The 22,332-nt window shown below is 47.8% G+C and carries 23 protein-coding genes; 13 read left to right on the top strand and 10 right to left on the bottom strand.

From position 1 onward, the window contains the following. Nucleotides 1-7: 7 nt before the first annotated feature. The 4 genes from AC2T15_RS09265 to AC2T15_RS09280 are packed head-to-tail and all read left to right on the top strand — an operon-like array spanning nt 8 to nt 3,627. The gene (locus AC2T15_RS09265) at nt 8-1,372 is read left to right on the top strand and encodes a sigma-54-dependent transcriptional regulator (protein ID WP_486778126.1); all 1,365 of its coding nucleotides are present in this window, start codon (nt 8-10) and stop codon (nt 1,370-1,372) included. Between the two features lie 59 nt (nt 1,373-1,431). Next, the gene (locus tag AC2T15_RS09270) at nt 1,432-1,842 is read left to right on the top strand and encodes an META domain-containing protein (protein WP_053100243.1); all 411 of its coding nucleotides are present in this window, start codon (nt 1,432-1,434) and stop codon (nt 1,840-1,842) included. 36 nt (nt 1,843-1,878) lie between these two features. Then, nucleotides 1,879-3,168, top strand: coding sequence for a M18 family aminopeptidase (locus AC2T15_RS09275; RefSeq protein WP_053100245.1), 1,290 nt, complete (start codon nt 1,879-1,881; stop codon nt 3,166-3,168). A 9-nt stretch (nt 3,169-3,177) separates the two neighbouring features. Beyond that, nucleotides 3,178-3,627: a YaiI/YqxD family protein gene (locus tag AC2T15_RS09280; protein WP_486778127.1), complete on the top strand. Its 450-nt coding sequence runs from the start codon at nt 3,178-3,180 to the stop codon at nt 3,625-3,627. A 2-nt stretch (nt 3,628-3,629) separates the two neighbouring features. Here the strand turns inward: AC2T15_RS09280 and sfsA are convergent, their stop codons facing one another. The 5 genes from sfsA to radA all read right to left on the bottom strand — a co-directional run bounded on the left by sfsA (nt 3,630) and on the right by radA (nt 8,159). Then, on the bottom strand, nt 3,630-4,337 hold the full coding sequence (sfsA, locus tag AC2T15_RS09285) for a DNA/RNA nuclease SfsA (protein ID WP_486778128.1): 708 nt from the start codon (nt 4,335-4,337) through the stop codon (nt 3,630-3,632). Beyond that, nucleotides 4,327-5,502: a pyridoxal phosphate-dependent aminotransferase gene (locus AC2T15_RS09290; RefSeq protein WP_486778129.1), complete on the bottom strand. Its 1,176-nt coding sequence runs from the start codon at nt 5,500-5,502 to the stop codon at nt 4,327-4,329. Before AC2T15_RS09290 ends, sfsA begins: the two co-directional genes overlap by 11 nt. Before the next feature lie 107 nt (nt 5,503-5,609). Then, complete coding sequence (locus tag AC2T15_RS09295; RefSeq protein ID WP_486778130.1) at nt 5,610-6,032, bottom strand: MFS transporter; 423 nt, start codon at nt 6,030-6,032, stop codon at nt 5,610-5,612. Next, the gene (gene ribA / locus AC2T15_RS09300) at nt 6,019-6,639 is read right to left on the bottom strand and encodes a GTP cyclohydrolase II (protein WP_053100256.1); all 621 of its coding nucleotides are present in this window, start codon (nt 6,637-6,639) and stop codon (nt 6,019-6,021) included. Before ribA ends, AC2T15_RS09295 begins: the two co-directional genes overlap by 14 nt. A 149-nt stretch (nt 6,640-6,788) precedes the next feature. Further along, nucleotides 6,789-8,159 carry a DNA repair protein RadA gene (gene radA / locus AC2T15_RS09305; RefSeq protein ID WP_486778131.1) on the bottom strand — a complete coding sequence of 457 codons (1,371 nt, stop codon included), beginning with the start codon at nt 8,157-8,159 and terminating at the stop codon, nt 6,789-6,791. A 127-nt stretch (nt 8,160-8,286) separates the two neighbouring features. Here radA and AC2T15_RS09310 point away from each other — a divergent pair, with 127 nt between their 5' ends. Further along, nucleotides 8,287-8,514 (top strand): hypothetical protein, encoded by a 228-nt coding sequence (locus AC2T15_RS09310; RefSeq protein WP_053100258.1) that lies wholly within the window; start codon nt 8,287-8,289, stop codon nt 8,512-8,514. Between the two features lie 60 nt (nt 8,515-8,574). Here the strand turns inward: AC2T15_RS09310 and bamJ are convergent, their stop codons facing one another. Further along, the gene (gene bamJ, locus AC2T15_RS09315) at nt 8,575-9,195 is read right to left on the bottom strand and encodes a BamJ family beta-barrel-assembly machinery protein (protein ID WP_486778132.1); all 621 of its coding nucleotides are present in this window, start codon (nt 9,193-9,195) and stop codon (nt 8,575-8,577) included. A gap of 140 nt (nt 9,196-9,335) precedes the next feature. On the opposite strand from bamJ, the gene AC2T15_RS09320 reads away from it, so the two are divergent. The 4 genes from AC2T15_RS09320 (at nt 9,336) to accC (ending at nt 12,179) form a co-directional block, all read left to right on the top strand. Next, nucleotides 9,336-9,785, top strand: coding sequence for a DMT family transporter (locus AC2T15_RS09320; RefSeq protein WP_486778133.1), 450 nt, complete (start codon nt 9,336-9,338; stop codon nt 9,783-9,785). Between the two features lie 97 nt (nt 9,786-9,882). Then, nucleotides 9,883-10,329, top strand: a complete 447-nt coding sequence (gene aroQ, locus AC2T15_RS09325) for a type II 3-dehydroquinate dehydratase (RefSeq protein WP_486778134.1) — start codon at nt 9,883-9,885, stop codon at nt 10,327-10,329. An 18-nt stretch (nt 10,330-10,347) separates the two neighbouring features. Beyond that, entirely contained in the window at nt 10,348-10,812 is a 465-nt protein-coding gene (gene accB, locus AC2T15_RS09330) for an acetyl-CoA carboxylase biotin carboxyl carrier protein (RefSeq protein ID WP_053104785.1), read from the top strand. Nucleotides 10,813-10,829: 17 nt separating this feature from the next. Next, complete coding sequence (gene accC / locus AC2T15_RS09335; protein ID WP_053102793.1) at nt 10,830-12,179, top strand: acetyl-CoA carboxylase biotin carboxylase subunit; 1,350 nt, start codon at nt 10,830-10,832, stop codon at nt 12,177-12,179. A 62-nt stretch (nt 12,180-12,241) separates the two neighbouring features. Here accC and mutL read toward each other — a convergent pair whose 3' ends face one another. Genes mutL through tsaE form a run of 3 tightly spaced genes read right to left on the bottom strand, consistent with a single transcriptional unit; the run spans nt 12,242 to nt 16,034 of the window. Continuing rightward, nucleotides 12,242-14,104 carry a DNA mismatch repair endonuclease MutL gene (gene mutL / locus AC2T15_RS09340; protein WP_486778135.1) on the bottom strand — a complete coding sequence of 621 codons (1,863 nt, stop codon included), beginning with the start codon at nt 14,102-14,104 and terminating at the stop codon, nt 12,242-12,244. After that, nucleotides 14,101-15,501 carry an N-acetylmuramoyl-L-alanine amidase gene (locus tag AC2T15_RS09345; protein ID WP_486779035.1) on the bottom strand — a complete coding sequence of 467 codons (1,401 nt, stop codon included), beginning with the start codon at nt 15,499-15,501 and terminating at the stop codon, nt 14,101-14,103. Before AC2T15_RS09345 ends, mutL begins: the two co-directional genes overlap by 4 nt. A 47-nt stretch (nt 15,502-15,548) precedes the next feature. Beyond that, a complete protein-coding gene (gene tsaE, locus AC2T15_RS09350) occupies nt 15,549-16,034 on the bottom strand; it encodes a tRNA (adenosine(37)-N6)-threonylcarbamoyltransferase complex ATPase subunit type 1 TsaE (protein ID WP_053102795.1) in 486 nt (161 codons plus the stop codon). 250 nt (nt 16,035-16,284) lie between these two features. Between tsaE and queG the strand changes: the two genes are divergently transcribed. Beyond that, nucleotides 16,285-17,349 (top strand): tRNA epoxyqueuosine(34) reductase QueG, encoded by a 1,065-nt coding sequence (queG, locus tag AC2T15_RS09355; RefSeq protein ID WP_486778136.1) that lies wholly within the window; start codon nt 16,285-16,287, stop codon nt 17,347-17,349. Here the strand turns inward: queG and orn are convergent. Continuing rightward, nucleotides 17,346-17,885, bottom strand: a complete 540-nt coding sequence (orn, locus tag AC2T15_RS09360; protein WP_486778137.1) for an oligoribonuclease — start codon at nt 17,883-17,885, stop codon at nt 17,346-17,348. The genes queG and orn overlap by 4 nt on opposite strands. A gap of 122 nt (nt 17,886-18,007) precedes the next feature. On the opposite strand from orn, the gene rsgA reads away from it, so the two are divergent. The 3 genes from rsgA (at nt 18,008) to AC2T15_RS09375 (ending at nt 22,304) form a co-directional block, all read left to right on the top strand. After that, on the top strand, nt 18,008-19,036 hold the full coding sequence (gene rsgA / locus AC2T15_RS09365; RefSeq protein WP_486778138.1) for a small ribosomal subunit biogenesis GTPase RsgA: 1,029 nt from the start codon (nt 18,008-18,010) through the stop codon (nt 19,034-19,036). 108 nt (nt 19,037-19,144) lie between these two features. After that, nucleotides 19,145-20,035, top strand: coding sequence for an archaetidylserine decarboxylase (gene asd, locus AC2T15_RS09370; RefSeq protein ID WP_486779036.1), 891 nt, complete (start codon nt 19,145-19,147; stop codon nt 20,033-20,035). Between the two features lie 202 nt (nt 20,036-20,237). After that, on the top strand, nt 20,238-22,304 hold the full coding sequence (locus AC2T15_RS09375; RefSeq protein WP_486778139.1) for an EAL domain-containing protein: 2,067 nt from the start codon (nt 20,238-20,240) through the stop codon (nt 22,302-22,304). The last annotated feature ends 28 nt before the right edge of the window (nt 22,305-22,332 follow it).

A 22,332-nucleotide genomic window follows, 5' to 3' on the forward strand; every position in this document is an offset into this window, starting at 1 on the left:
GAGTGCCATGAGTCCACCTAAAGTACTTATAATTGATGATGAGCCAGACATTCGCGAACTGTTAGAAATTACACTAGGTCGTATGCAACTGGACACCTATTCTGCTGAAAATAAAACTGTAGCTTTAAAGCTCCTCAGTACCCATAGCTTTGATCTGTGTCTGACAGATATGCGCCTACCCGATGGCACTGGATTAGAAATAGTATGTCATGTTCAGCAACATTACCCCAATACACCAATTGCCATGATTACTGCTTATGGCAGTATGGAGACTGCAATTCAAGCATTAAAAGCAGGTGCTTTTGACTTTATCAGTAAGCCAGTTGACTTATTGCAACTGCGCGAGCTGGTCAAAAATGCATTACAACTCAAGGCCTCTAGCCCAAGTGCTACTGATACCGTGCAAGAACAAGGACCTTTAATTGGCTCCTCCGAAACAATGCAAAGCTTGCGCGCAAAAATTAAAAAGCTAGCTCGCAGTCAAGCTCCTGTCTATATAAGCGGTGAGTCTGGTAGTGGTAAAGAGCTTGTAGCAAGACAAATTCATGCCTTAGGGAACCGCGCAAAGCAACCTTTTATTCCAGTGAACTGTGGCGCAATTCCAGATGAGCTGATGGAAAGCGAGTTTTTTGGCCATAAAAAAGGTAGTTTTACCGGTGCCCACAGCGATAAAGCTGGCTTATTTCAAGCAGCACATGGTGGCACCTTATTTTTAGATGAGGTCGCCGATCTACCACTTGCGATGCAGGTAAAGTTACTGCGGGCCATCCAAGAAAAAGCGATTCGACCAATTGGCGCCCAGCAAGAAACTTTAGTTGATGTACGAATTCTCTCTGCCACCCATAAAAATCTAGCCCAGGAGGTAGCAGAAGAACGTTTTCGCCAAGATTTGTATTATCGCCTTAACGTCATTGAGCTATCGATCCCGCCATTACGAGAGCGCGGTGATGACATCGTGCAACTTAGTCAGCTCATGCTCAGTAGACTATGTGATAACGCAGAACCAATTAAGCTAACTACAGCGGCTATTAAAAAACTAAAAAATCATTCATTCCCAGGAAATGTTCGCGAATTAGAAAATATGCTTGAGCGGGCTTATACGCTCTGTGAGGGACAACTGATTGATGCTGATGATTTATATATTGGTCAGCCAATTACACAACCTAAGGCCGAGCTAGGAGTGCAAACGGTCACTAGCGGCCATAGCCTGCATTTAATTGAAAACCTTGAAGACCATTTAGAACATATTGAGCGCGATATCATTGTTCAGGCGCTGGAAGAGACCCAATGGAATCGCACTGCAGCTGCGGAACGTCTTGGCTTAACCTTTCGCTCTCTGCGTTATCGGCTAAAGAAACTTGGCATCGATTAATTGCTCTATAGTGGACGTAATTAATACGTAATCTCTTATTTAAAGCTCAAGGAATTACTATGTTTAAAAAAATTATGATTATAGCTGGTATCGGTTTGATCGCAGGTTGCGCCTCTAACACCAAAGATCAACAACCGCTGAGCCTTGAACAAACCTATCAAGTGGAGTGGATTGGCGAGCAACCGTTGATTGATCGCAGCATGCTCACTATTCATTTTGGTAATGACCAACGAGCTAATGGTTTAGCGGGCTGTAATAACTGGTCCAGCAATTTTGAGGTTGATGGTGATAAGATTCGCTTCAATGCGCCCCTTACTACCCGTAAAATGTGTGCACCGGCCCTCATGGAACAAGAACAAAAGTTCCTTAAAGCCTTAGAAGATGTACGCACCTGGCGTTTCAACCAACAACAGCAGCTTGAGTTATGGCCAAGTAGCGGTCAGCCCATCAAGCTGTGGCTACAGAATTAATTTATTAGTGCGCTAATAAATCTATTTGGAGTTTCTATGAAGCTTTCTTTAAGTCAGGGACTGATTGATTTCCTGCACCTGTCTCCTACTCCTTTTCATGCCACAGAAACTATGGCCAGCAACTTGGAAGCGGCCGGTTTTCAAGCGCTCGATGAAAAGCAGCCATGGGATTTAGTGCCGGGCGGTCAGTATTACATTACTCGTAATAACTCATCGATCATTGCACTTAAGCTAGGCTTAAATGCCTTGGAAGACAGTGGTTTTCGAGTAGTCGGCGCCCATACCGACAGTCCCTGCTTAAAGGTTAAGCCCAATGCTGATCTCACCCAACATGGCTACTGGCAGTTGGGTGTGGAGGTATATGGCGGCGCTTTGCTCTCGCCTTGGTTTGACCGTGACTTATCACTGGCTGGACGAGTCACTTTTTCAGTGCATGGCAAGCTACACAGCAAGCTGATTAACTTTCAAACCCCGATTGCCGTGATCCCCAGTTTAGCCATTCACCTTAACCGTGAAGCCAACCGCGGCTGGGAGCTGAATCCACAAAAAGAGCTACCCCCGATTGTGGCCCAGCTCAACAGTGGCGAACAGGCTGATTTACATGCCATGTTAAGCCTGCAAATTGAACGTGAGCACGGTATCGAACATGCTGATATTTTAGACTTTGAGTTGTATTTTTACGATACACAACCAGCCGCTATGATTGGCTTTGAAGAAGACTTTATTGCTGGTGCACGACTTGATAATTTATTGTCTTGTTATGCCGGATTACATGCTCTGCTAGAAAGTGATGACAGCCAAACTTCAATTTTAGTTTGTACAGACCACGAAGAAGTTGGTTCTAGCTCTGCTTGCGGCGCTGATGGCCCGTTTTTAGAGCAGGTAATTCAGCGCTTATTACCTAACGCTGAACAACGCTTTATTGCCATTCAGCAATCGCTGTTAATTTCTGCCGATAATGCCCACGGTATTCATCCTAACTATCCAGAAAAACACGATGCCAATCATGGGCCTCTGCTTAATCATGGCCCTGTAATTAAAATTAACGCCAACCAGCGTTACGCCACCAATAGCCATACCGCTGGTTTTTTTCGACTGCTCTGCCAGCAGGAAATGATTCCGGTACAAAGCTTTGTCACCCGAAGTGATATGAGCTGTGGCTCTACCATTGGCCCGATTACGGCCAGTAAACTAGGCATTAACACCCTAGATATTGGTGTGCCGACCTTTGCCATGCATTCAATCCGTGAGTTAGCAGGCACTGATGACCTAGCGCATCTGGTCAAGGCGCTAACCGCTTTTTACAACAGTGAAAGTTGCGAGTAACCACTGCCAATGATCGTTTGGATTGATGCTGATGCCTGCCCGCGCCTAGCGCGGGATCAGGTAATTAAGTTTGCCTTAAAACGCAAGTTTACCGTGATCTTGGTAGCAGGTCAGCCCCAGGCTCGACCAAGTTTTGCTTGCGTTCAGCTGGTGGTAGTACCCAGCGGCCCTGACGCTGCCGATGACTATATTGTCGAGCAGGCGCAACCAGGTGATTTAGTCATTTGCAGTGATATTCCGTTGGCGGATCGATTAATCAAAAAGCAGGTGGCTGCTCTTGATCCACGGGGCAATGAGTTCGATGAACGTAATATGGGCGATCGCCTAGCGCTACGTAATTTATTTACTGATCTGCGCGAGCAAGGGCAAATGACCAGCGGTCAGCGCCCTTACAATGAAAAAGATAAACAAGCATTTGCTAACGGCCTAGACCGCCTGTTAACGCGCTTAATCAGCTAGTATTAATCAAGCACCTGCAGCGCTTGAGTTACCCTGATTGACTGCGCGTTGATAGCGCAAGCATAGGCTAAGACCTCAACACCTGCCTGCTTGGCCTCTTGCAGGGTAGTGGCATAAGCAGGGTCAATCTCACTGGCTACCCGCACTGCGGTTATTTCAGTCAGATTGACGCAATAAATTAAGACCGCACGCTGGCCTTGCTCAGCTAAGCTTTTCAACTCACGTAAATGCTTAGCTCCACGCGCGGTCACCGCATCAGGAAACGCAGCAATGGGCGTATCAGTAAACCCCAAGGTAACGCTTTTAACTTCTACAAACACCGTTTGTTGGCCAAAGCTTAAGCAAAAATCTGCCCGGCTATTTTCTTCGCCATAGCGCACTTCGCGCTGTAACTGATCAAAGCCTTGTAACTCAGTAATGATGCCAGCCTGTAGCGCTTCTTCAATCAAGCGATTGGCACGCCCCGTATTAATGCAAGCAATGCGTCCCTGTGGCGTTTGTGCTAACTCCCAAGTGCCTTTCAGCTTACGTTTAGGGTCATCGGTACGACTAAACCAAACCTTCCCCCCCTCTTGCATGCAGTTTTTCATCGAACCCGTATTAGGGCAATGGATTGTCAGTGTACTGCCATCAGCACATTCAACATCCGCAAAAAACCGTTTGTAGCGCTTTATTAAGCGTCCTTCTTCTAGTTCTGGATCAAACTGCATGGTGCGCCTTCCAACTGGCTAAACCGCGCTCAATACGTTGCACCGCCTCTTGAAGCTGCTCCATACTTTGCGCATAGGCAAAGCGCACATGCTGATTCGCCCGGTAACTACCAAAGTCAATGCCTGGGGTGAAGGCCACTTTTTCAGTTTCTAAAAAGTGATAGCAAAAGGCTTGGGCATCTTCAGTAAATTCCGACACATCGGCGTATAAATAAAATGCCCCTTCAGGTTCAACCTCAATTTTAAAGCCCAGCTTACGTAACGCAGGCAACAGAAAATCTCGACGCTGAGCAAACTCAGATCGACGCTGCTCAAAAATCTCGATACTTTGTGGCTCAAAACAAGCAAGAGCGGCGTACTGGGACAAAGTCGGCGCACTGATATAAATATTCTGCGCCAGCTTTTCTAGCTCAGGTACAGCCTGCTCAGGGGCAACCAACCAGCCTAGGCGCCAGCCCGTCATGCCAAAATACTTAGAAAAGCTGTTTAACACAAAAGCGTCATTATCCACTTCCAAGACACTGCTAGCCTCCGTGCCATACGTCAGTCCATGATAAATTTCATCAACCACTAAATGCCCGCCTTTAGCAGTCACCGCGGCAGACAATGCAGCAAGCTCGGCTTTACTAAGCACGGTTCCGGTCGGATTCGCCGGCGATGCTACCAGTACCCCAACGGTGTTTTCGTTCCAATACTGCTCAACCAGCTCTGGTGTTAACTGATAATTATGCTCAGGACCGACTGGGACTAACTGCGCACCGGCTTCCACTAAGCGTAAAAAATGGCGATTACACGGATACCCCGGATCAGCTAGCAACCAGTGCTTGCCGGCTTCCACCAATAACGAGCTGGCCATCAATAATGCCCCTGAACCGCCAGGGGTGATCAAAATTCGCCGGGGATCAATCGTCAACTGATAACGGCTTGCGTAAAAATCCGCTAAAGCTTGGCGTAATTCAGGAATCCCTAACGCCGCGGTATAGCGCGTGCGACCATCGATTAAAGCTTGTTGTGCGGCGGCAATAATAGGTTCTGCTGTATCAAAGTCAGGTTCACCGACTTCTAAATGGATAACATCTTCCCCAGCAGCCTCCAGCTCTTTGGCACGCTGCAATAATTGCATGACATGAAAAGGTTCAATTTCTTGGCTGCGGGCGCTATACATAACAGGCTATCCAACTCAATAAAAATAAAAGGCTTAAGATAAATTAATCACTAGGCCTTATCTTATAACCAAAGCGCTTATAACCAAAGCTCTCAGGCTCGAATCCATTACCATAGCTGTTGTGGTACTCGATACAACCACAGCAAAGCACAGCTCGCTAGTACCAATAAACCACTAGGAATTGCCTCTAAACCCACTAACCATGCCGGAACTGCCAACCATGCTGGTACCAGTGATAGCCACAATGCCTGCCGGCGCACTTGAATAAAATGCTGCCAGCGCGCGGCTACCAGCTCCTGCTGGCCAGTAGCAATCACCGCATGCTTAAAGCGATTAAACATCTTTAGATGTAAAAACACGCTGGACAACCCCAAAACAAAGGCTGCCATTGACCAGCCGCTTGCTACATCTAACGGCTGAAGATAACGCATGACCAAGGCTAAAGGTAAACAACCCAGCAACACGCTCAACCACCACTGACTGGCAGTAATAATCACTGACTTATTAATCACCTGCTCAGTCGTCGGCATGCTGCTCATCTTGATGTAACTGACCAAGCATGTGTCCGAGCTTATTGGCTTTAGTGGCTAAGTACTTTTCATTAAAAGGATTAAGCCCCGCTTGGTGTGGCACCCTAGAGTCAATCCGTACTCCAAAGCCCTCAACGGCTTTTAGTTTGCGCGGGTTATTAGTCATTAACTTCAAAGAATGCACCCCAAGGTGCTCCAACATGGGTTGGCAAATACTGTAATCGCGCTGATCGGCAGCAAAGCCTAACCGCTCGTTAGCTTCCACAGTGTCTGCGCCCTGATCTTGCAAGTCATAGGCGCGAATCTTATTAAGCAAACCAATGCCACGCCCTTCTTGCCGAAGATACAATAAAATTCCCCGTCCTTCTTGGGCAATCGCCTGCAAGGCAGCGGCTAATTGTGGACCACAGTCACAACGCAGACTAAATAAAGCATCTCCCGTCAAACACTCTGAGTGCAAACGCCCTAACACTGGGCGGCCATCGGCCACATCGCCTAGCGTCAACGCCACATGCTCTTTTCCCGTTTCCTCATCAAGAAAACCATGCATGGTAAATTCCGCATAAGCGGTTGGCAGTTTGCAAGATGAAACGTAAACAACTGACACCAGAGTGACTCCTCAAAGGCTGTAATCAGGGATCGCGATATGCAACACAGGCAGGCATTTTACACCCCTAATCGGCTTTAGCTAGCGTAAAATCAAAGTCTGTTACAATATAACAATTTAATTGATCGACCAAGCGTTTTAACCACGACTTATTGATCAAATAATGCATCTAATGCTTGCTCCAATCGAGTGACTGCAATGACCTGCAAACCCTTCGGCATTTCACGGGGCGCATTGCCTTTAGGCACTATGGCGCGCTTAAAACCATGTTTAGCTGCCTCTTTTAAACGCTCTTGACCGCTGGGCACTGGGCGAATCTCACCTGATAAGCCAATCTCACCAAAGACCAACAAATCATGGGGTAACGGCCGGTTGCGTAAACTCGACATCACAGCGGCCATTAATGCTAGATCTGAGGCTGTTTCCAGCACCTTAACGCCACCCACCACATTTAAAAATACGTCTTGATCATGGGTTGGAATCCCGCCGTGCCGATGCAATACAGCTAACAACATAGATAAACGGTTATGATCCAAGCCGACACTCACCCGCCGTGGATTACCTAGGTGACTACTATCCACTAAAGCCTGCACCTCAACCAGCATCGGCCTTGAGCCTTCCCAGGTTGCCATAACTACGCTACCTGAGACTTCTTCTTGGGCGCGAGTAAGGAAAATAGCCGAAGGATTAGAGACCTCTTTTAATCCTTTATCAGTCATGCCAAACACGCCCAGCTCATTCACTGCGCCAAAGCGATTTTTAACTGCCCGCAACATACGCAAGCGTCCATCAGACTCACCCTCAAAGTACAGCACCGTATCCACCATATGCTCTAGCACTCGCGGGCCTGCAAGCGAGCCTTCTTTAGTGACATGACCAACTAAAAAAATCGCAGTATTATTTTGCTTGGCATAACGTACCAATAAAGCTGCACTTTCTCGCACCTGAGAAACCCCACCTGGGGCCGATTGCAGGTTTTCGGTAAAGATTGTTTGAATCGAGTCAATCACCATCACCCGCGGCTGCTCACGACGCGCTACTTCGATGATGCTCTCAATACACGTTTCGGTCATCACTTTCAACTTATCTAAGGGTAAGTCTAAACGCCGACCGCGCATGGCCACTTGCTGCTGCGATTCTTCCCCAGTGACATACAATGCTGAAACCTGTTGCGCCATTTTACAAAGGGTTTGCAATAGGATCGTTGATTTACCAATGCCAGGGTCACCGCCAATAAGAACCACTGAACCATCAACTAGGCCACCGCCAAGCACGCGATCTAGCTCACTGGAACAGGTACTAAAACGTGGGATTTCCTCAATACTGACCTCAGCTAAGGTCTTCAGTTGTGCCTGCTGCCCAGCCCACCCCCCACTACGGCCAGTGGCTGTGGTGCGACTACTCTCGATGACCGTTTCAATTAAGGTATTCCACTGACCGCATTCACCACACTGACCAGCCCACTTAGGAAAGGTCGCCCCACACTCAGTACAACCATAGATGCGTTTTGCTTTAGCCATTACTAACCTCCCATTACTTCAGTACTGATCCTACCTCTTCGCTCGCTAGTAATCCTAGGCAAAATTATACTTGACATCACGCCAAATGATAATCATTCTTATTTAAACAAATGACTGGAGGATCGCTATGACATTTTTTATTGATGCTTGGCTAGATCGCAGCAACCCTTACTTGCGTATTATTGATAAACAGTCGGGGAATGTCTGCGTGGAACTTGATGAACAACAACTGCAACTGCTACAACAACGCGGGGAAGTTGACTTTCATGCTCTAGAAACCAATGAATCAAGCCAACTGAAAGAACTGTTACATGGACTCTTTTTGTTTTGTTTTGCTCAGCAGCACTGCTCATGACTAGGCAGCCCTACCTAAACCTGCCAGCACCTATCACTCACTAGGTGCTGGCGGCAGCACTTAGCTCAATACTTCAAGCAGTTCAACATCAAAAATCAACGTGCTGTGAGCGGGGATACTGCCAATCGACTGACCACCATAGGCCAACTCGCTGGGCACATATAAACGCCACTTACTACCCGTATTCATCAGTTGCAAGGCTTCAGTCCAACCAGCGATAACGCCACGTACTGGAAACTCTGCAGGCTGACCACGATCGTAAGAGCTATCAAAGGTCGTGCCATCAATCAGCGTTCCGTGGTAATGGGTGCGCACGGTACTGGCAGCAGTTGGCTGCTCGCCTTCACCTTGGGTTAACACCTCATACTGCAAACCAGATGCCAGTGTTACCACGCCTTCTTTATTAGCATTCTGCGCTAAAAATTCACGACCAGCCGCTGCCGCTTGCTCAGCCGCAGCATTAGCTTTAGCTTGCAAAATCTCATTAATCGCCTCAAAGCTTGCACGCATCACTTCATCGCTCACAGGGCTAGCTACGCCTTGAAACGCATCGCTTAAGCCTTTAAGCACGGCATCTAGCTGCATATCTGGAATAGGATTTTGACGCAGCTGATCACCCATCTGACGCCCTACGCCATAGCTCACACGTGCGCCGTCAGTAATTAAACTTACTTCTGTCATGATTTAACCTTTTGTGTTTATGAAATAATTTCCTTGGCTATTCTAGCATTAAGCCTTAATTTCAAGTTGAGTATTACTTGGGGTAAATTAACGCAAAATATAACCCGCTATCCACAGCACTGTTGAACCAAGGATCCTGCATGAATTACTGGCAATTTATTTTAATGTTAATGGCGCTAGTCTCTGGCGCGCTAATGCCGCTACAAGCAGGAATTAATGGTTTATTAGCCAAGCAAGTGCATGGCGTGCTGCCGGCAGCCACCATCTCCTTTATTGTTGGTACCTGCGCTTTGATTATCATCGTACTGCTACAAAAGCAGGTTCCAACCTTGGCTACGCTTAAAAGCTTACATTGGTGGCACTGGGCAGGCGGGCTGTTGGGCGCCTTTTTTGTCACCACTGCCGCCTTAGCTGGCCCCAAATTAGGCGCACTGCTGTTTATGACTTTAGTACTAGCCGGTCAGTTAATGAGCGCTATAACCCTCGACCATTTTGCTTTACTCGGTTACAAGGAAGCCGCACTGTCCCTGAGTAAAATCGCTGGATTACTGCTGATTGTGGCTGGAATCTGGCTCATTCAGCGGGGTTAAACTTTCTTAAACGATCGTTTTATTTTCTATATTTTAGCTGACAATCACTGCAGAACGAGGCATATTTACCCACTTATCTTGAATAACTGGAAATGTAATGGCATCAATTCTTGTTTTGCACGGCCCTAATTTAAACTTACTTGGCACCCGTGAACCTGAGATTTACGGAGCCACTACCCTCTCTGATATTAATCAGGCGCTGGTAGTGAAAGCTAAGCAAGCAGGACACACCCTAGAGTGCCTGCAAAGTAACGCCGAATATCAATTGATTGAGCGCATTCATCAAGCACGGAGCGACCAAACTGACTTTATAGTCATAAATCCTGCTGCCTTTACTCACACCAGCGTAGCAATACGTGACGCATTGCTTGCAGTGAGCATCCCATTTATTGAAGTACATTTGTCGAACGTTTATAAACGTGAACCATTTCGTAGTCATTCCTACTTTTCTGATATTGCAGTAGGCGTGATTTGTGGCTTAGGTGCTATGGGCTATAACCATGCCCTGACCTCAGCCATTCATTACTTAGAACAACATTCCTGACCCTTGGAGTCACTGCTTATGGATATTCGTAAGGTTAAAAAACTCATCGAATTATTAGAAGAATCCGGTATTGATGAGCTCGAGATACATGAAGGTGAAGAGTCCGTACGGATCAGCCGTCATAGCAATTTAGCCGCACAACAACCCATTACTTACGCTGCAGCGCCTGCACCGGTAGCTGCGCCAGTTGCTGCTCCCGCAGCAGCGCCCCTTGCAGAAGCAACAGCGCCTGCAGCGCCACAGTTAAATGGCACAGTAGCTCGCTCACCCATGGTAGGTACCTTCTACCGCGCCGCTTCACCTACTTCAGCTAATTTTGTTGAGGTTGGTCAAACAGTGAAAAAAGGCGATGTTTTATGCATCGTTGAAGCCATGAAAATGATGAACCACATTGAAGCAGAAGCCAGCGGTGTGATTGAGTCAATCTTGGTGGAGAATGGTCAAGCGGTTGAGTACGATCAGCCTCTGTTCACTATCGTTTAAGCAACTCGGAGTCCACAATGCTGGAAAAAGTCCTTATTGCCAACCGTGGTGAAATTGCGCTGCGTATTTTGCGCGCCTGTAAAGAGCTAGGCATCAAAACGGTAGCTGTCTACTCAACCGCAGACCGCGAGTTGATGCACCTTTCCCTAGCCGATGAAACCGTGTGTATTGGCCCTGCCCCTGGCGCCCAATCCTACTTACAGATTCCGGCAATCATTGCGGCGGCTGAAGTCACTGGGGCGACAGCCATTCATCCTGGCTACGGCTTCTTAGCAGAAAACCCCGACTTTGCAGAGCAAGTTGAAAATTCCGGGTTTGCCTTTGTAGGTCCTAGTGCTCAGGTTATTCGCACCATGGGCGACAAGGTCGCAGCCAAAGAAGCCATGCAAAAAGCTGGCGTTCCGGTGGTGCCTGGTTCGGATGGCCCTCTACCTGATGATCCACAAGCTGCCATTGCGATTGCCCGTGAAGTGGGTTATCCCGTGATCATTAAAGCTGCCGGTGGTGGTGGTGGTCGCGGAATGCGCGTGGTTTACAAAGAGGAAGAACTGGTCCGTGCAGCGGAGCTAACCCGCAACGAAGCCGCGGCGGCTTTTGGTAACCCCGTGGTGTACCTAGAAAAATACCTCGGCAATCCACGCCACGTAGAAATTCAAGTACTGGCTGATGGTCAAGGCAATGCCATTCACTTAGGTGACCGTGACTGCTCACTACAACGCCGTCACCAAAAGGTTATCGAAGAAGCGCCTGCACCTTTCATTGACGAAAAAGCCCGTCAAGAAGTATACAAACGCTGCGTAGATGCCTGTATTGATATTGGCTATCGCGGTGCCGGTACATTCGAGTTCCTCTATGAAGATGGTCGTTTTTACTTCATAGAAATGAACACTCGGGTACAGGTGGAACACCCTATCACTGAAATGATCACTGGCGTTGATATTGTCAAAGAGATGCTCAATATTGCCGCAGGCAATAAGCTCTCGATTAAGCAAGAAGACGTAAAATTCAGTGGCCATGCCCTTGAGTGTCGAATTAACGCAGAAGATCCCGATAACTTTATGCCAAGCCCTGGCAAGGTTAAGTTATTCCACGCTCCTGGCGGTAATGGTGTGCGAGTTGACTCACACCTTTACAGTGGCTATAGCGTACCGCCGCACTACGACTCATTGATTGGTAAAATCATTACCTGGGGTGCTGATCGTGATGAAGCGATGGCGCGGATGCGTAATGCCTTAGATGAAATTATCATTGATGGCATTAAGAGTAACGTGCCTTTGCACAAAGACTTACTAAATGATCCAGGCTTTCGTAAGGGTGGTGTAAATATTCACCATCTAGAAGAAATGCTTGGTATTCATAAAAAGTAACCTCTCCGCGCGCCATAAAAAAGGTCAGCACTGCTGACCTTTTTTGTCGATGATCCGCGCGCTTAACGTCCCCGCAAAAAGAGCTTATCTAGCTCATCCATGGTCATCTGAGTCCACGTCGGACGCCCATGATTACATTGCCCGCTACGCTCTGTGCGCTCCATATCGCGTAGTAAGGCATTCATCTCTGGTAAGGTTAAGCGCCGATTAGCACGCACCGCGCCATGGCAAGCCATAGTCCCTAGCAGCTCATTTAGGTGCGCTTGAATTCGATCACTCGTGCCAAATTCTAATAGGTCGGCCAATACATCCCGCAATAAATCTTGGGCATCGGCCTGCTTAAGCAAGGCTGGAATTTGGCGAATCGCTAGGGACTCTGCACCTAGACGCTGCACTTCAAAACCTAGCTTGGCAAACCACATATGATGTTCTTCCGCGCAATCCACCTCACGTTCACTCAGTGCCACCACCTCTGGCACTAATAGCGGCTGCGCGCGTAAGCCTTCGCTTGCCATTGCCTGCTTCAGGTGCTCATACATAACCCGCTCATGGGCAGCGTGCATATCTACCACCACCATACCGTGGGCATTTTCCGCCAAGATAAACACCCCTTTTAGCTGCGCAATGGCATAGCCTAGCGGTGGTATATCAGCGCTAGCATCATCTTCTTGCACCTCACCTTCAAAGGGAGCAACAAAGGCTTGGTAAGCTTTTGCAAAGGCTTCAGGCGATTGCCCTCTAGCCGGCTCACGACTCTGCCAACTGCTTTGGGGATTAAAACTAGGCTGCAAATTGCTCTGGTTAGCCAGCCCCATTTCAGTTTGTGCGCCGTAGGTCTTGGCTAAGGGCTCCACCTCAACCGCTGGCGGCTCACTTGCGGAGCTGACCTCTTGGGGCTGCTCCGGCAACTGATCAGCCGGACGCACATCACCCAAACTCCGGTATAAGGTACTATACAGAAAATCATGTACGCTACGATTTTCGCGAAAACGCACTTCATGCTTGGTTGGATGCACGTTCACATCAACTGTGGTCGGATCAAGCTCAAGGAACAACACAAAGGCCGGATGTCGGTTACCGTACATAACATCGCGATAAGCTTGGCGCACTGCATGCCCAACTAAGCGATCTTTAACAATCCGCTGATTGACATAAAAATGCTGCAAATCTGCTTGGCTACGTGAAAATGTTGGCAAGCCTACCCAACCCCACAAACGCAAGCCATTACGCTCTTGATTAATCGGTAACGCTTGCTCTAAAAACTCGCTACCACACACCTGGGCAACGCGTCTGGCCTGCTCGGCCTCAGTTGCGGCCGGTTGCAACTGAAATACAGTTTTACCGTTATGCCGCAAACTAAAGCCCACATCAAAACGGGCTAGCGCCATGCGCTTCACCACATCTTGTAAGTGATCAAACTCAGTTTTTTCAGTGCGCAAAAACTTACGCCGAGCCGGAGTATTAAAAAAAAGATCGCAGACCTCTACCGTAGTCCCCACTGGGTGCGCAGCAGGCTGCACCCGCGGCTGCATATCCCGCCCTTCTACTTCCACTTGCCACGCTTGTTCTGCCTCAGCAGTCCGCGAGGTTAAGGTTAGGCGTGACACCGAACTAATCGAGGCTAAGGCTTCGCCGCGAAAGCCTAAACTGGCCACACCTTCAAGATCAGCTAGCTCTGCAATTTTACTAGTAGCATGACGCTCAAGGGCTAACGGCAACTGATCCTCTGCAATGCCACTGCCATTATCGCGAATTCGCAGTAACTTAACCCCACCCTGCTCCACTTCAATTTCAATTCGCGTAGCGCCCGCATCTAAGCAGTTTTCAAGCAACTCTTTGGCCACCGATGAAGGGCGCTCGACCACCTCACCGGCTGCAATTTGGTTGGCTAAACGTGGACTTAATCGCTGAATTTGAGTACTCATTTAGCGCCTAATGTTGTCGCTGGAATTTTTAATACCTGCCCCACTTTTAACGCATCGCTAGACAGCTTGTTTAAACGACGCAGCTCATTAATTGAGACCTGATAACGCAATGCAATCAAGGATACGCTCTCCCCTGGTTTAACCACATGATCGCGCTGGCCAATTTTTACTTTACCTGAATCACGTAACCAGGCCATATAGGTACCTGGCGGTGGATGCAATTGGAAGTACTGACGCACTCCAGTATGAATGGCCCGAGCTAGCGCCTGCTGATGCGCACGCGTAGCTAGTTTTTGCGACTCATTGGGGTTAGAGATAAAACCTGTTTCGACTAACACTGACGGAATATCTGGTGACTTCAATACCATAAAGCCCGCTTGCTCCACCCGCTTTTTATGTAACGGCGTAATTTGTCCCATACTGTTTAGGATTTTTTGCCCCACATCCAAACTGGCTGACATCGAAGCGGTCATGGATAAATCTAACAACACTCCAGCTAGTACCTTATCCTTATCATTCAAGCTAACGTTACCGGTACCACCAATTAAGTCCGACTGGTTTTCACTGTCAGCTAGCCAACGGGCAGTTTCCGAAGTGGCCCCACGATCGGATAACGCGTACACCGAAGCACCAAAAGCAGAAGCGCGGGGCGCAGCGTCCGCATGAATTGAGACAAATAGATCTGCACCTTTTTTCCGAGCAATTTCTGTTCGCTTACGCAGAGGAATAAAGTAGTCACCGGTGCGCACTAACTCAGCGCGAAAACCTTTTTCACTGTTAATCTGCCGCTGCAGTTCTTGGGCAATACTTAATACTACGGTTTTTTCACGCAAGCCTTTAGGACCAATCGCCCCCGGGTCTTCACCTCCATGGCCAGCATCAATCGCCACCACAATATCGCGCTTACCCTGAATACTTTGTCCTTGGCGCGGAATAATCGGCGCCACCGTACCACTGCTTTTAGGTGGCGCACTGACTACTGGATTATGCACCACCGGTGGCTGAGTCGCTGGCGTGTGTTTTTGCCCTGGAATTCGGTCAAATAAATCCAATACTAAGCGATGCCCATACTGCTGATTGGGCGCTAAGGTGAAGCTTTTTGGGTCTACCTTGGCACTTACATCCAAAACCACACGAAGCTCACCGCTTGGTTTATAAGCCGCGCGCATACCTTTAATCGGGCTCTTCAGTAAGTTAACCTGACTTAACGGGTACAGTAGCTTAGCGCCAGTGACATCAATCACCACACGCTCAGGATTACTCAAAGTAAAGACTTCATGACGCACCGGGCCAGTCATATCGAATACTAGCCGTGTGTTATCGGGGGCACGCCATAACCGCACACTATTAATTTGTGTATTAGCGTAAGCCTGTAATGAGCTGCCAAGTAACAGCATTAAACCTAAAACAACTAACCATACAGCCTGTAACCTTTGGCGCATCATCACTTACTGCACTCCTCTTGCGCGTATTTTGCTAACTGCTCACACCAACGCTGGGCTCGTGCGCTATGCGCCTGACCAACTATCTGGCGCCCTGCCCCAGCATGACTAATTTCGATATCTAGATCAGGCACAGGCAATACACCCTGACCACGCTCTGGCCACTCAATTAAACATAACTCATCATTGGCAAAGTAGTCGCGAATCCCTAAAAACTCTAACTCATCAGGATCGGCTAAACGGTACAGATCAAAATGCCAAACCGCACCACCTTCTAACTGATAGGGCTCAACCAAGGTGAAGGTCGGGCTTTTCACTGCGCCCTGATGACCTAAGCCCTGAATAATACCTCGCGATAAGGTGGTTTTACCGGCTCCTAAGTCGCCGCGTAAAAAAATCACACCGTGGCCAGCACAGCAGGCAGCAAGCTGCTTGCCAAACCTCACCATAGCTTCATCATTGGCCATATATACGCTGAGTTCTGTCACAGGTGGCGCCTCATTAACGCTAAATAATGGTTAAAGAATCCCTGATCAGCCTGCCAGACAGGGATAAAAGCTCAAGGGTAGGAGAATAAACAACTAAAGCCCCTGGGAGTTCCGTCACGCGCGGTGCACCCCACTAGTCGCTAGCGATTTATTCGTGAACACTTGCTGTAAATAACGTACAGTATGCCCGAAATCAACTGACGCAAAAACACGGTCTATCATAACGCTTTTTTTGAGCTTTTGCCGCTTCATGAGCCTATCCCCCGAGCAATTAACTGCACTTTCCTTACAGATTAAACACTGGGCGCTTGACCTTGGCTTTCAGCAAGTGGGCATCACTGATACTGACTTAAGCCATACTGAGGAACAATATCAACAATGGATTGATGCAGGTTACGCTGGCGAGATGGAGTATATGTGGAGTCACGGCACTAAGCGCCTGCGCCCTGCTGAACTGGTACCTGGCACCTTGCGCGTAATTTCAGTGCGTATGGATTACTTACCCGCTGACACCCAGCTGACCGAGCAATTGAGAAATCCTGCAGCAGCCTACATTTCGCGCTATGCCCTAGGCCGGGATTATCATAAGGTGCTGCGCAAACGCCTACAGCAACTCGCCAGCAAAATTAGCGAAGCCATCGGTCCTTTTGGATATCGCGCCTTTGTCGATAGCGCCCCGGTCATGGAGCGGCAACTAGCAGAAAAAGCTGGGTTAGGTTGGACCGGCAAAAACACCTTAATTTTAAACCGCCAAGCCGGCAGCTTCTTTTTCCTCGGCGAGTTATTGGTCGATCTTCCTTTACCGATTGATGCCCCTAATGAGAAAAACCACTGTGGCAAGTGTTCATCTTGCTTAGACCAGTGCCCAACCAATGCCTTTGTCGCACCGGGCGTATTGGATGCGCGCCGGTGCATTTCCTATCTAACCATTGAGCTAAAAGGCAGCATTCCTAAAGAGTTACGTCCTCTGCTTGGTAACCGCGTGTACGGCTGCGATGACTGTCAACTGGTCTGCCCATGGAACCGTTTTGCCAAGGTATCTACTGAGCCTGATTTTACTCCCCGTCACCAGTTAGCTACAGCGGACTTAGTCACTCTTTTTTTATGGGACGAAGCCACTTTTTTGCGTAAAACCGAAGGTTCTCCAATTCGGCGTATTGGTTTTGAGCGCTGGCTACGCAATCTTGCAGTAGGTCTAGGTAATGCACCGAGCACCATTCCGGTATTAGAAGCGCTAAAACAGCGCCTAAACTATCCCTCAGAATTGGTGCAAGAACACGTCAACTGGGCGCTGCAGCAGCATAAGCAACGTTAGTAACGAATAAAGTGCTCTCGGTAATAACGCAGCTCAGCAATTGACTCACGAATATCTGCTAAAGCTAAGTGAGTATCACCTTTTTTAAAGCCGGCTTGTAATTCAGGTGCCCAACGTGCCACCAACTCTTTTAAAGTCGAGACATCTAGGTTGCGGTAATGAAAGTAGGCTTCTAACTCTGGCATGTATTTATGTAAAAACCGACGATCCTGACCAATACTATTGCCACAAATCGGCGAAGCTTTAGCCGGCACCCACTGTGCTAAAAACGCTAAGGTTGCTGCTTCTGCTTCAGCTAAGGTAATTTTACTTTCACGCACTCGCTGAGTTAAACCACTGCCGCCATGTTGCTGGGTATTCCATTCATCCATCTGCGCGAGCACCTCATCTGGCTGGTGAATCGCTAACACGGGACCTTCAGCCAGCACATTCAGTTGCGCATCGGTCACAATGGTGGCCATTTCAATAATCACGTCAGTTGCTGGATTTAGCCCGGTCATTTCCAGGTCAATCCAAATTAAGTTTTGGCTGTCCATTTTCATTTCCACTCGGTTAGATCAATAAATTGCTATTTAGTGTACTGCATTATGGTAGGTAGTTGAGCTTGCTTAGCGTAGTATGCTCAGCATACTTCTTAAATGATTGGGTTAATCCTAGGATGGCAAAACGTCAATTAAATCGCCGCCAAAGCTGGCGTATTGAAAAGATTCAAGAAGAGCGCACCGCGCGCGCGCTCAAACGTGAAGAACGCTTAACCGCAGAGCTTGAGGGCGGTGACCTTGGTCCCGAACAACGGGGATTAGTGATTGCGCACTTTGGCGTACAAGTGGCCATTGAGGCCTGCGAAGGCGAGCTGAAGGGTCAAACCTTTCGCTGCTATCTACGGGCTAACCTGCCCGCTTTAGTGACCGGGGATCAGGTTATTTGGCGTCCGGGTAATCAAGGCATTGGCGTGATTGTGGCGCAGCTTCCACGCCACAGCGAGTTATCACGTCCCGATAGCCGAGGTTTTCTCAAAGCCGTGGCAGCAAACGTTGATCAAATTATTATCGTTTTTGCTCCCTTACCTGAACCCCACGCTAATTTAATTGATCGCTATTTAATTGCCGCTAAGCATGCCAATATCGAACCTTTACTGCTATTAAACAAATCAGACTTACTGGCCACCCATAATGATGAAGGCCACGCGCAAAGCCTGATTGATACCTACCGACAACTGGGCTACAACATTTTAGCGGTTTCCACCTATGACTCAGCGGGCATGGAGCAACTGACTGAGCAACTCAAAGATCGGATCAGTGTATTTGTCGGCCAGTCGGGAGTTGGTAAATCCTCTTTAGTTAACAAGTTGTTACCTGATCTCAACACCCGTGTTGGCGCCCTATCGGAGGTCACCGGTAAAGGTACCCATACCACTACAACGGCGCATCTATTTCACTTTCCCCTCGGTGGCGACCTGATTGACTCGCCAGGAATTCGTGACTTTGGCTTAACCCACGTCACCCAACAAGATGTAGAAGCAGGCTTTCTCGAGTTTGTCGATTACCTTGGCCGCTGCCGTTTTAGAAATTGCAGCCACGAGCATGAACCCGATTGCGCATTATTAGCGGCAGTAGCGCAAGGGGCTATTCACCCCGCACGTCTCGCTAGCTTTAAACATATCTTGAACAGTATTAGCGATGACTGAGCAGCAGCATTAATCCTAGAGTTAACGTAAGATACCGCGCCTAAAGCACTTAACCTTAACGCGTTTTATCTCAGATAAAACGCCCTCATAACGGACAGACACATGACTTTGCAACAACGTTTTTTTATTTTGCTGCAATATTTATTACCCCACCATACCCTTTCGCGCCTTGCTGGTTGCATTGCTGAATGCGAAAAGCCTTGGTTCAAACACCGCTTCATTAACTGGTTCATCAAAAAATATAACGTAGATATGAGCCAAGCACTAAATGAAGATCCCAACAGTTATCAGCATTTTAATGATTTTTTCACTCGTGCGCTAAAACCCGACGCACGCCCACTCGACACCACGGAAGGGGCCATTCTCTGCCCGGCCGATGGTGCTATTAGCCAACTGGGCAGCATTGAATATGGTCGCATTTTCCAAGCCAAAGGCCATAGTTTTGGCCTACAAGAGTTACTGGGTGGCGATAAAGACTTAGCAGCTGAGTTTATGGGCGGTGAGTTTGCCACGGTGTATTTATCACCCCGTGACTATCACCGCGTGCACATGCCATTAACCGGCACCTTACGGCAGATGATTTATGTGCCGGGACGACTGTTTTCCGTGAACCAAACTACCGCCGAGCACGTGCCCGAGCTGTTTGCCCGCAATGAGCGCGCTGTCTGTATCTTTGATACTGAGCGTGGCCCTATGGCCGTGGTGCTAGTCGGTGCGATGATTGTTGCCAGTATTGAAACGGTGTGGGCGGGTTTAGTGACTCCTCCCAAGCGCATGCTGAAAACCTTTGATTACCAAGCGGCCAGTTTTCAGCCTATCACTCTAGAAAAAGGGGCTGAAATGGGCCGTTTTAAACTCGGCTCAACGGCCATTGTGCTATTTGGCCCAGAGCAAATTGACTGGAACCCACAGCTCGCTGCTGGGACCGCAGTGACCATGGGGCAATTACTCGCAACCCCACAACAAGCTGAGGCAATACTGCCAGCCAGTAACACCTAGACTGTAATCCAGCGTTAGTGAACTAACTAGCGCTGGGACTTTCCTTAAACTGTGCCTGAGCCGACACAATCAGCATATTTCCCTGTAAAGATTGTGGATATTTTGACTGCGCGCTTGAGCAACGGTAAATTAACTTTTTGTTTTTGGCTTACGTTAGCTGATTTAAACTCTGGCTATTTCCAGCAAAGGTGTTAAAAACTTTATGCCTATTGAACGCAAAACCATTCGCCTGCTTATCATTGAGGACTCACAAAACGAAGCAGAGCGCTTAGTTAGCTTATTCCGTAACGCTGGTCATGCTACACGGGCCCATCGCTTAACCTCCACCGATGCGTTAACAGAAGCCTTAGAAGAACCTTGGGATCTGTTAATTTCAGCTCCCACCAGTGAGCAACTGGACCCATTGACCGCATTACAATTGATCCAGAAAAAAGAGCGCGATATTTCTTTTATTCAACTGGTACCCCACGCAGACTCGGAACTAATTACCGAAGCACTTGATCTTGGCGCGCAAGATGCAGTACCCCAAGGCCATGATCAGCGCTTATTATTGGTCGTCAGACGTGAGCTCAACAGTCTCGAAGATCGCCGCAGCCGACGCGCTGCTGAAGTGGCGCTACGTGAAGTAGAAAAACGTTGCCAGTTGCTGCTCGATAGTTCAATTGATGCAATCGCTTATATTCATGATGGTATGCATATTTATGCTAACCGCTCGTATCTCAACCTGTTTAACTACGGTGATCCAGATGATCTTGCTGGTACGCCTATGATTGACTTAATTACCAGTAATGACCAAGAGCACTTTAAACAAACACTTCGCAGCTACGCTGCTAATGGCGAACCTAATGAGTTTAACTGCTCCTTAAAACAAGATGGAGAACAATCATTACCTGTCTCTGTCGCTCTTTCAAATGCGCAATACGATGGTGAAGCCTGTATTCAAATAGTTTTTAGAATGCGGCAACAGGATAGTCAACTTGAAGAGCAGCTACGCTTAATCAGCACTCAAGACTCAGTTACTGGCTTATACAATCGCACACACTTTATTAACTTAATAGAAAAGTCGACTGAGCGTGCTATTAATGCCGGTCAACAATCAACCCTAGCTTATGTCAAAATCGATAACTACGAGCAGCTGATTACGAGCTTAGGCGTCACAGGTACTGATCAACTACTAGCTCAGTTAACAGAGCAACTAGTTCAAGCCACCCCAAATGCTGAGCATAGCCGTTTTACCGATGAAGCCTTTGCTATTTTATTTAATGCTAATAATCCTGAACAAGCTGAAGAGCAGCTCACTAAATTATTGCACGCAGTAGATGGCAAGTTATTTCGTGTAGGTACGCGCACAGCACAAACCACCTTCAGTATAGGAGCAGCTGGCATTAATGAAACGACAGCTAATACTGATGAAGTAGTAGACCGTGCATATCGCTGCGCTGAAAGCGTCAGTCAGCATAAAGGCAATGCTGTTAAAATTTATAATGCAGCTGATGACATTGCTGCAGCGGCTAACCGTGGTGATATTGTAGCCATTATCCAACACAGCCTAGCCAACAATAGCTTTGAGCTTCTCTACCAACCTATTATTAACTTACGAGGTAATAAAAAAGAAAATTATGAAGTAATCCTACAAGCACGTAATGAAGAAAAACAAGTTATCCCTAACCATGAACTCATTCAAGCAGCTAGCAGTGCCAAACTAGCAACAAAGCTAGATCGCTGGCTAATTTTAATGGTAATACGCACAGCAGTTGAGCGGCTCAATGCTGGAATTGATACCCGTTTTTTTATTCCTTTATCAGGTGACAGCCTACAAGATGCAACTTTTCTATCTTGGTTAAGCCGAGCGCTTGATGCCTCTAAAATTCCAGGCTCACATTTAGTGTTTCAAGTAACAGAACCAGTTGCTATTACTTATTTAGCCCATGCTAAAGAGCTCAGCCTACAATTAATACAGTTAGGCTGCTCCTTATGTCTTAGTCAATTTGGCGGTGCAATTAATCCTTTCAACACTTTAGAGCATTTTAATGCGGCTCTCATTAAGTTAGATGTCAGTTATTTAACAGAACTAGAAGAACCTAGCAATCAAGAGCGCTTACAAGAGGTACTAACTCAGCTTCATAAGCTCGACAAAAACACCATTGCTCCTTGTGTGGAAAGCGCCAGTATGCTGGCCCCACTTTGGACTGCTGGTGTGCATTATATTCAAGGGGACTACCTGCAAGCACCTTCTGCCCAAATGAATTACGACTTTACCTCCGAGTAAGTCATCCCCCCCTCGTGCTGGCGGCTGC

The organism is Thiopseudomonas sp. SA1F2-1K, from assembly GCF_057443035.1.

Coding starts and splice junctions, on each gene's coding strand:
- accC (WP_053102793.1), top strand. CDS start 10,830: ATGCTGGAAAAAGTCCTTATTGCCAACCGTGGTGAAATTGCGCTGCGT.
- AC2T15_RS09270 (WP_053100243.1), top strand. CDS start 1,432: ATGTTTAAAAAAATTATGATTATAGCTGGTATCGGTTTGATCGCAGGT.
- AC2T15_RS09310 (WP_053100258.1), top strand. CDS start 8,287: ATGACATTTTTTATTGATGCTTGGCTAGATCGCAGCAACCCTTACTTG.
- AC2T15_RS09375 (WP_486778139.1), top strand. CDS start 20,238: ATGCCTATTGAACGCAAAACCATTCGCCTGCTTATCATTGAGGACTCA.
- sfsA (WP_486778128.1), bottom strand. CDS start 4,337: ATGCAGTTTGATCCAGAACTAGAAGAAGGACGCTTAATAAAGCGCTAC.
- mutL (WP_486778135.1), bottom strand. CDS start 14,104: ATGAGTACTCAAATTCAGCGATTAAGTCCACGTTTAGCCAACCAAATT.
- AC2T15_RS09275 (WP_053100245.1), top strand. CDS start 1,879: ATGAAGCTTTCTTTAAGTCAGGGACTGATTGATTTCCTGCACCTGTCT.
- bamJ (WP_486778132.1), bottom strand. CDS start 9,195: ATGACAGAAGTAAGTTTAATTACTGACGGCGCACGTGTGAGCTATGGC.
- radA (WP_486778131.1), bottom strand. CDS start 8,159: ATGGCTAAAGCAAAACGCATCTATGGTTGTACTGAGTGTGGGGCGACC.
- AC2T15_RS09295 (WP_486778130.1), bottom strand. CDS start 6,032: ATGCCGACGACTGAGCAGGTGATTAATAAGTCAGTGATTATTACTGCC.
- AC2T15_RS09265 (WP_486778126.1), top strand. CDS start 8: ATGAGTCCACCTAAAGTACTTATAATTGATGATGAGCCAGACATTCGC.
- orn (WP_486778137.1), bottom strand. CDS start 17,885: ATGGACAGCCAAAACTTAATTTGGATTGACCTGGAAATGACCGGGCTA.
- AC2T15_RS09320 (WP_486778133.1), top strand. CDS start 9,336: ATGAATTACTGGCAATTTATTTTAATGTTAATGGCGCTAGTCTCTGGC.
- AC2T15_RS09290 (WP_486778129.1), bottom strand. CDS start 5,502: ATGTATAGCGCCCGCAGCCAAGAAATTGAACCTTTTCATGTCATGCAA.
- AC2T15_RS09280 (WP_486778127.1), top strand. CDS start 3,178: ATGATCGTTTGGATTGATGCTGATGCCTGCCCGCGCCTAGCGCGGGAT.
- accB (WP_053104785.1), top strand. CDS start 10,348: ATGGATATTCGTAAGGTTAAAAAACTCATCGAATTATTAGAAGAATCC.
- rsgA (WP_486778138.1), top strand. CDS start 18,008: ATGGCAAAACGTCAATTAAATCGCCGCCAAAGCTGGCGTATTGAAAAG.
- AC2T15_RS09345 (WP_486779035.1), bottom strand. CDS start 15,501: ATGCTGTTACTTGGCAGCTCATTACAGGCTTACGCTAATACACAAATT.
- queG (WP_486778136.1), top strand. CDS start 16,285: ATGAGCCTATCCCCCGAGCAATTAACTGCACTTTCCTTACAGATTAAA.
- aroQ (WP_486778134.1), top strand. CDS start 9,883: ATGGCATCAATTCTTGTTTTGCACGGCCCTAATTTAAACTTACTTGGC.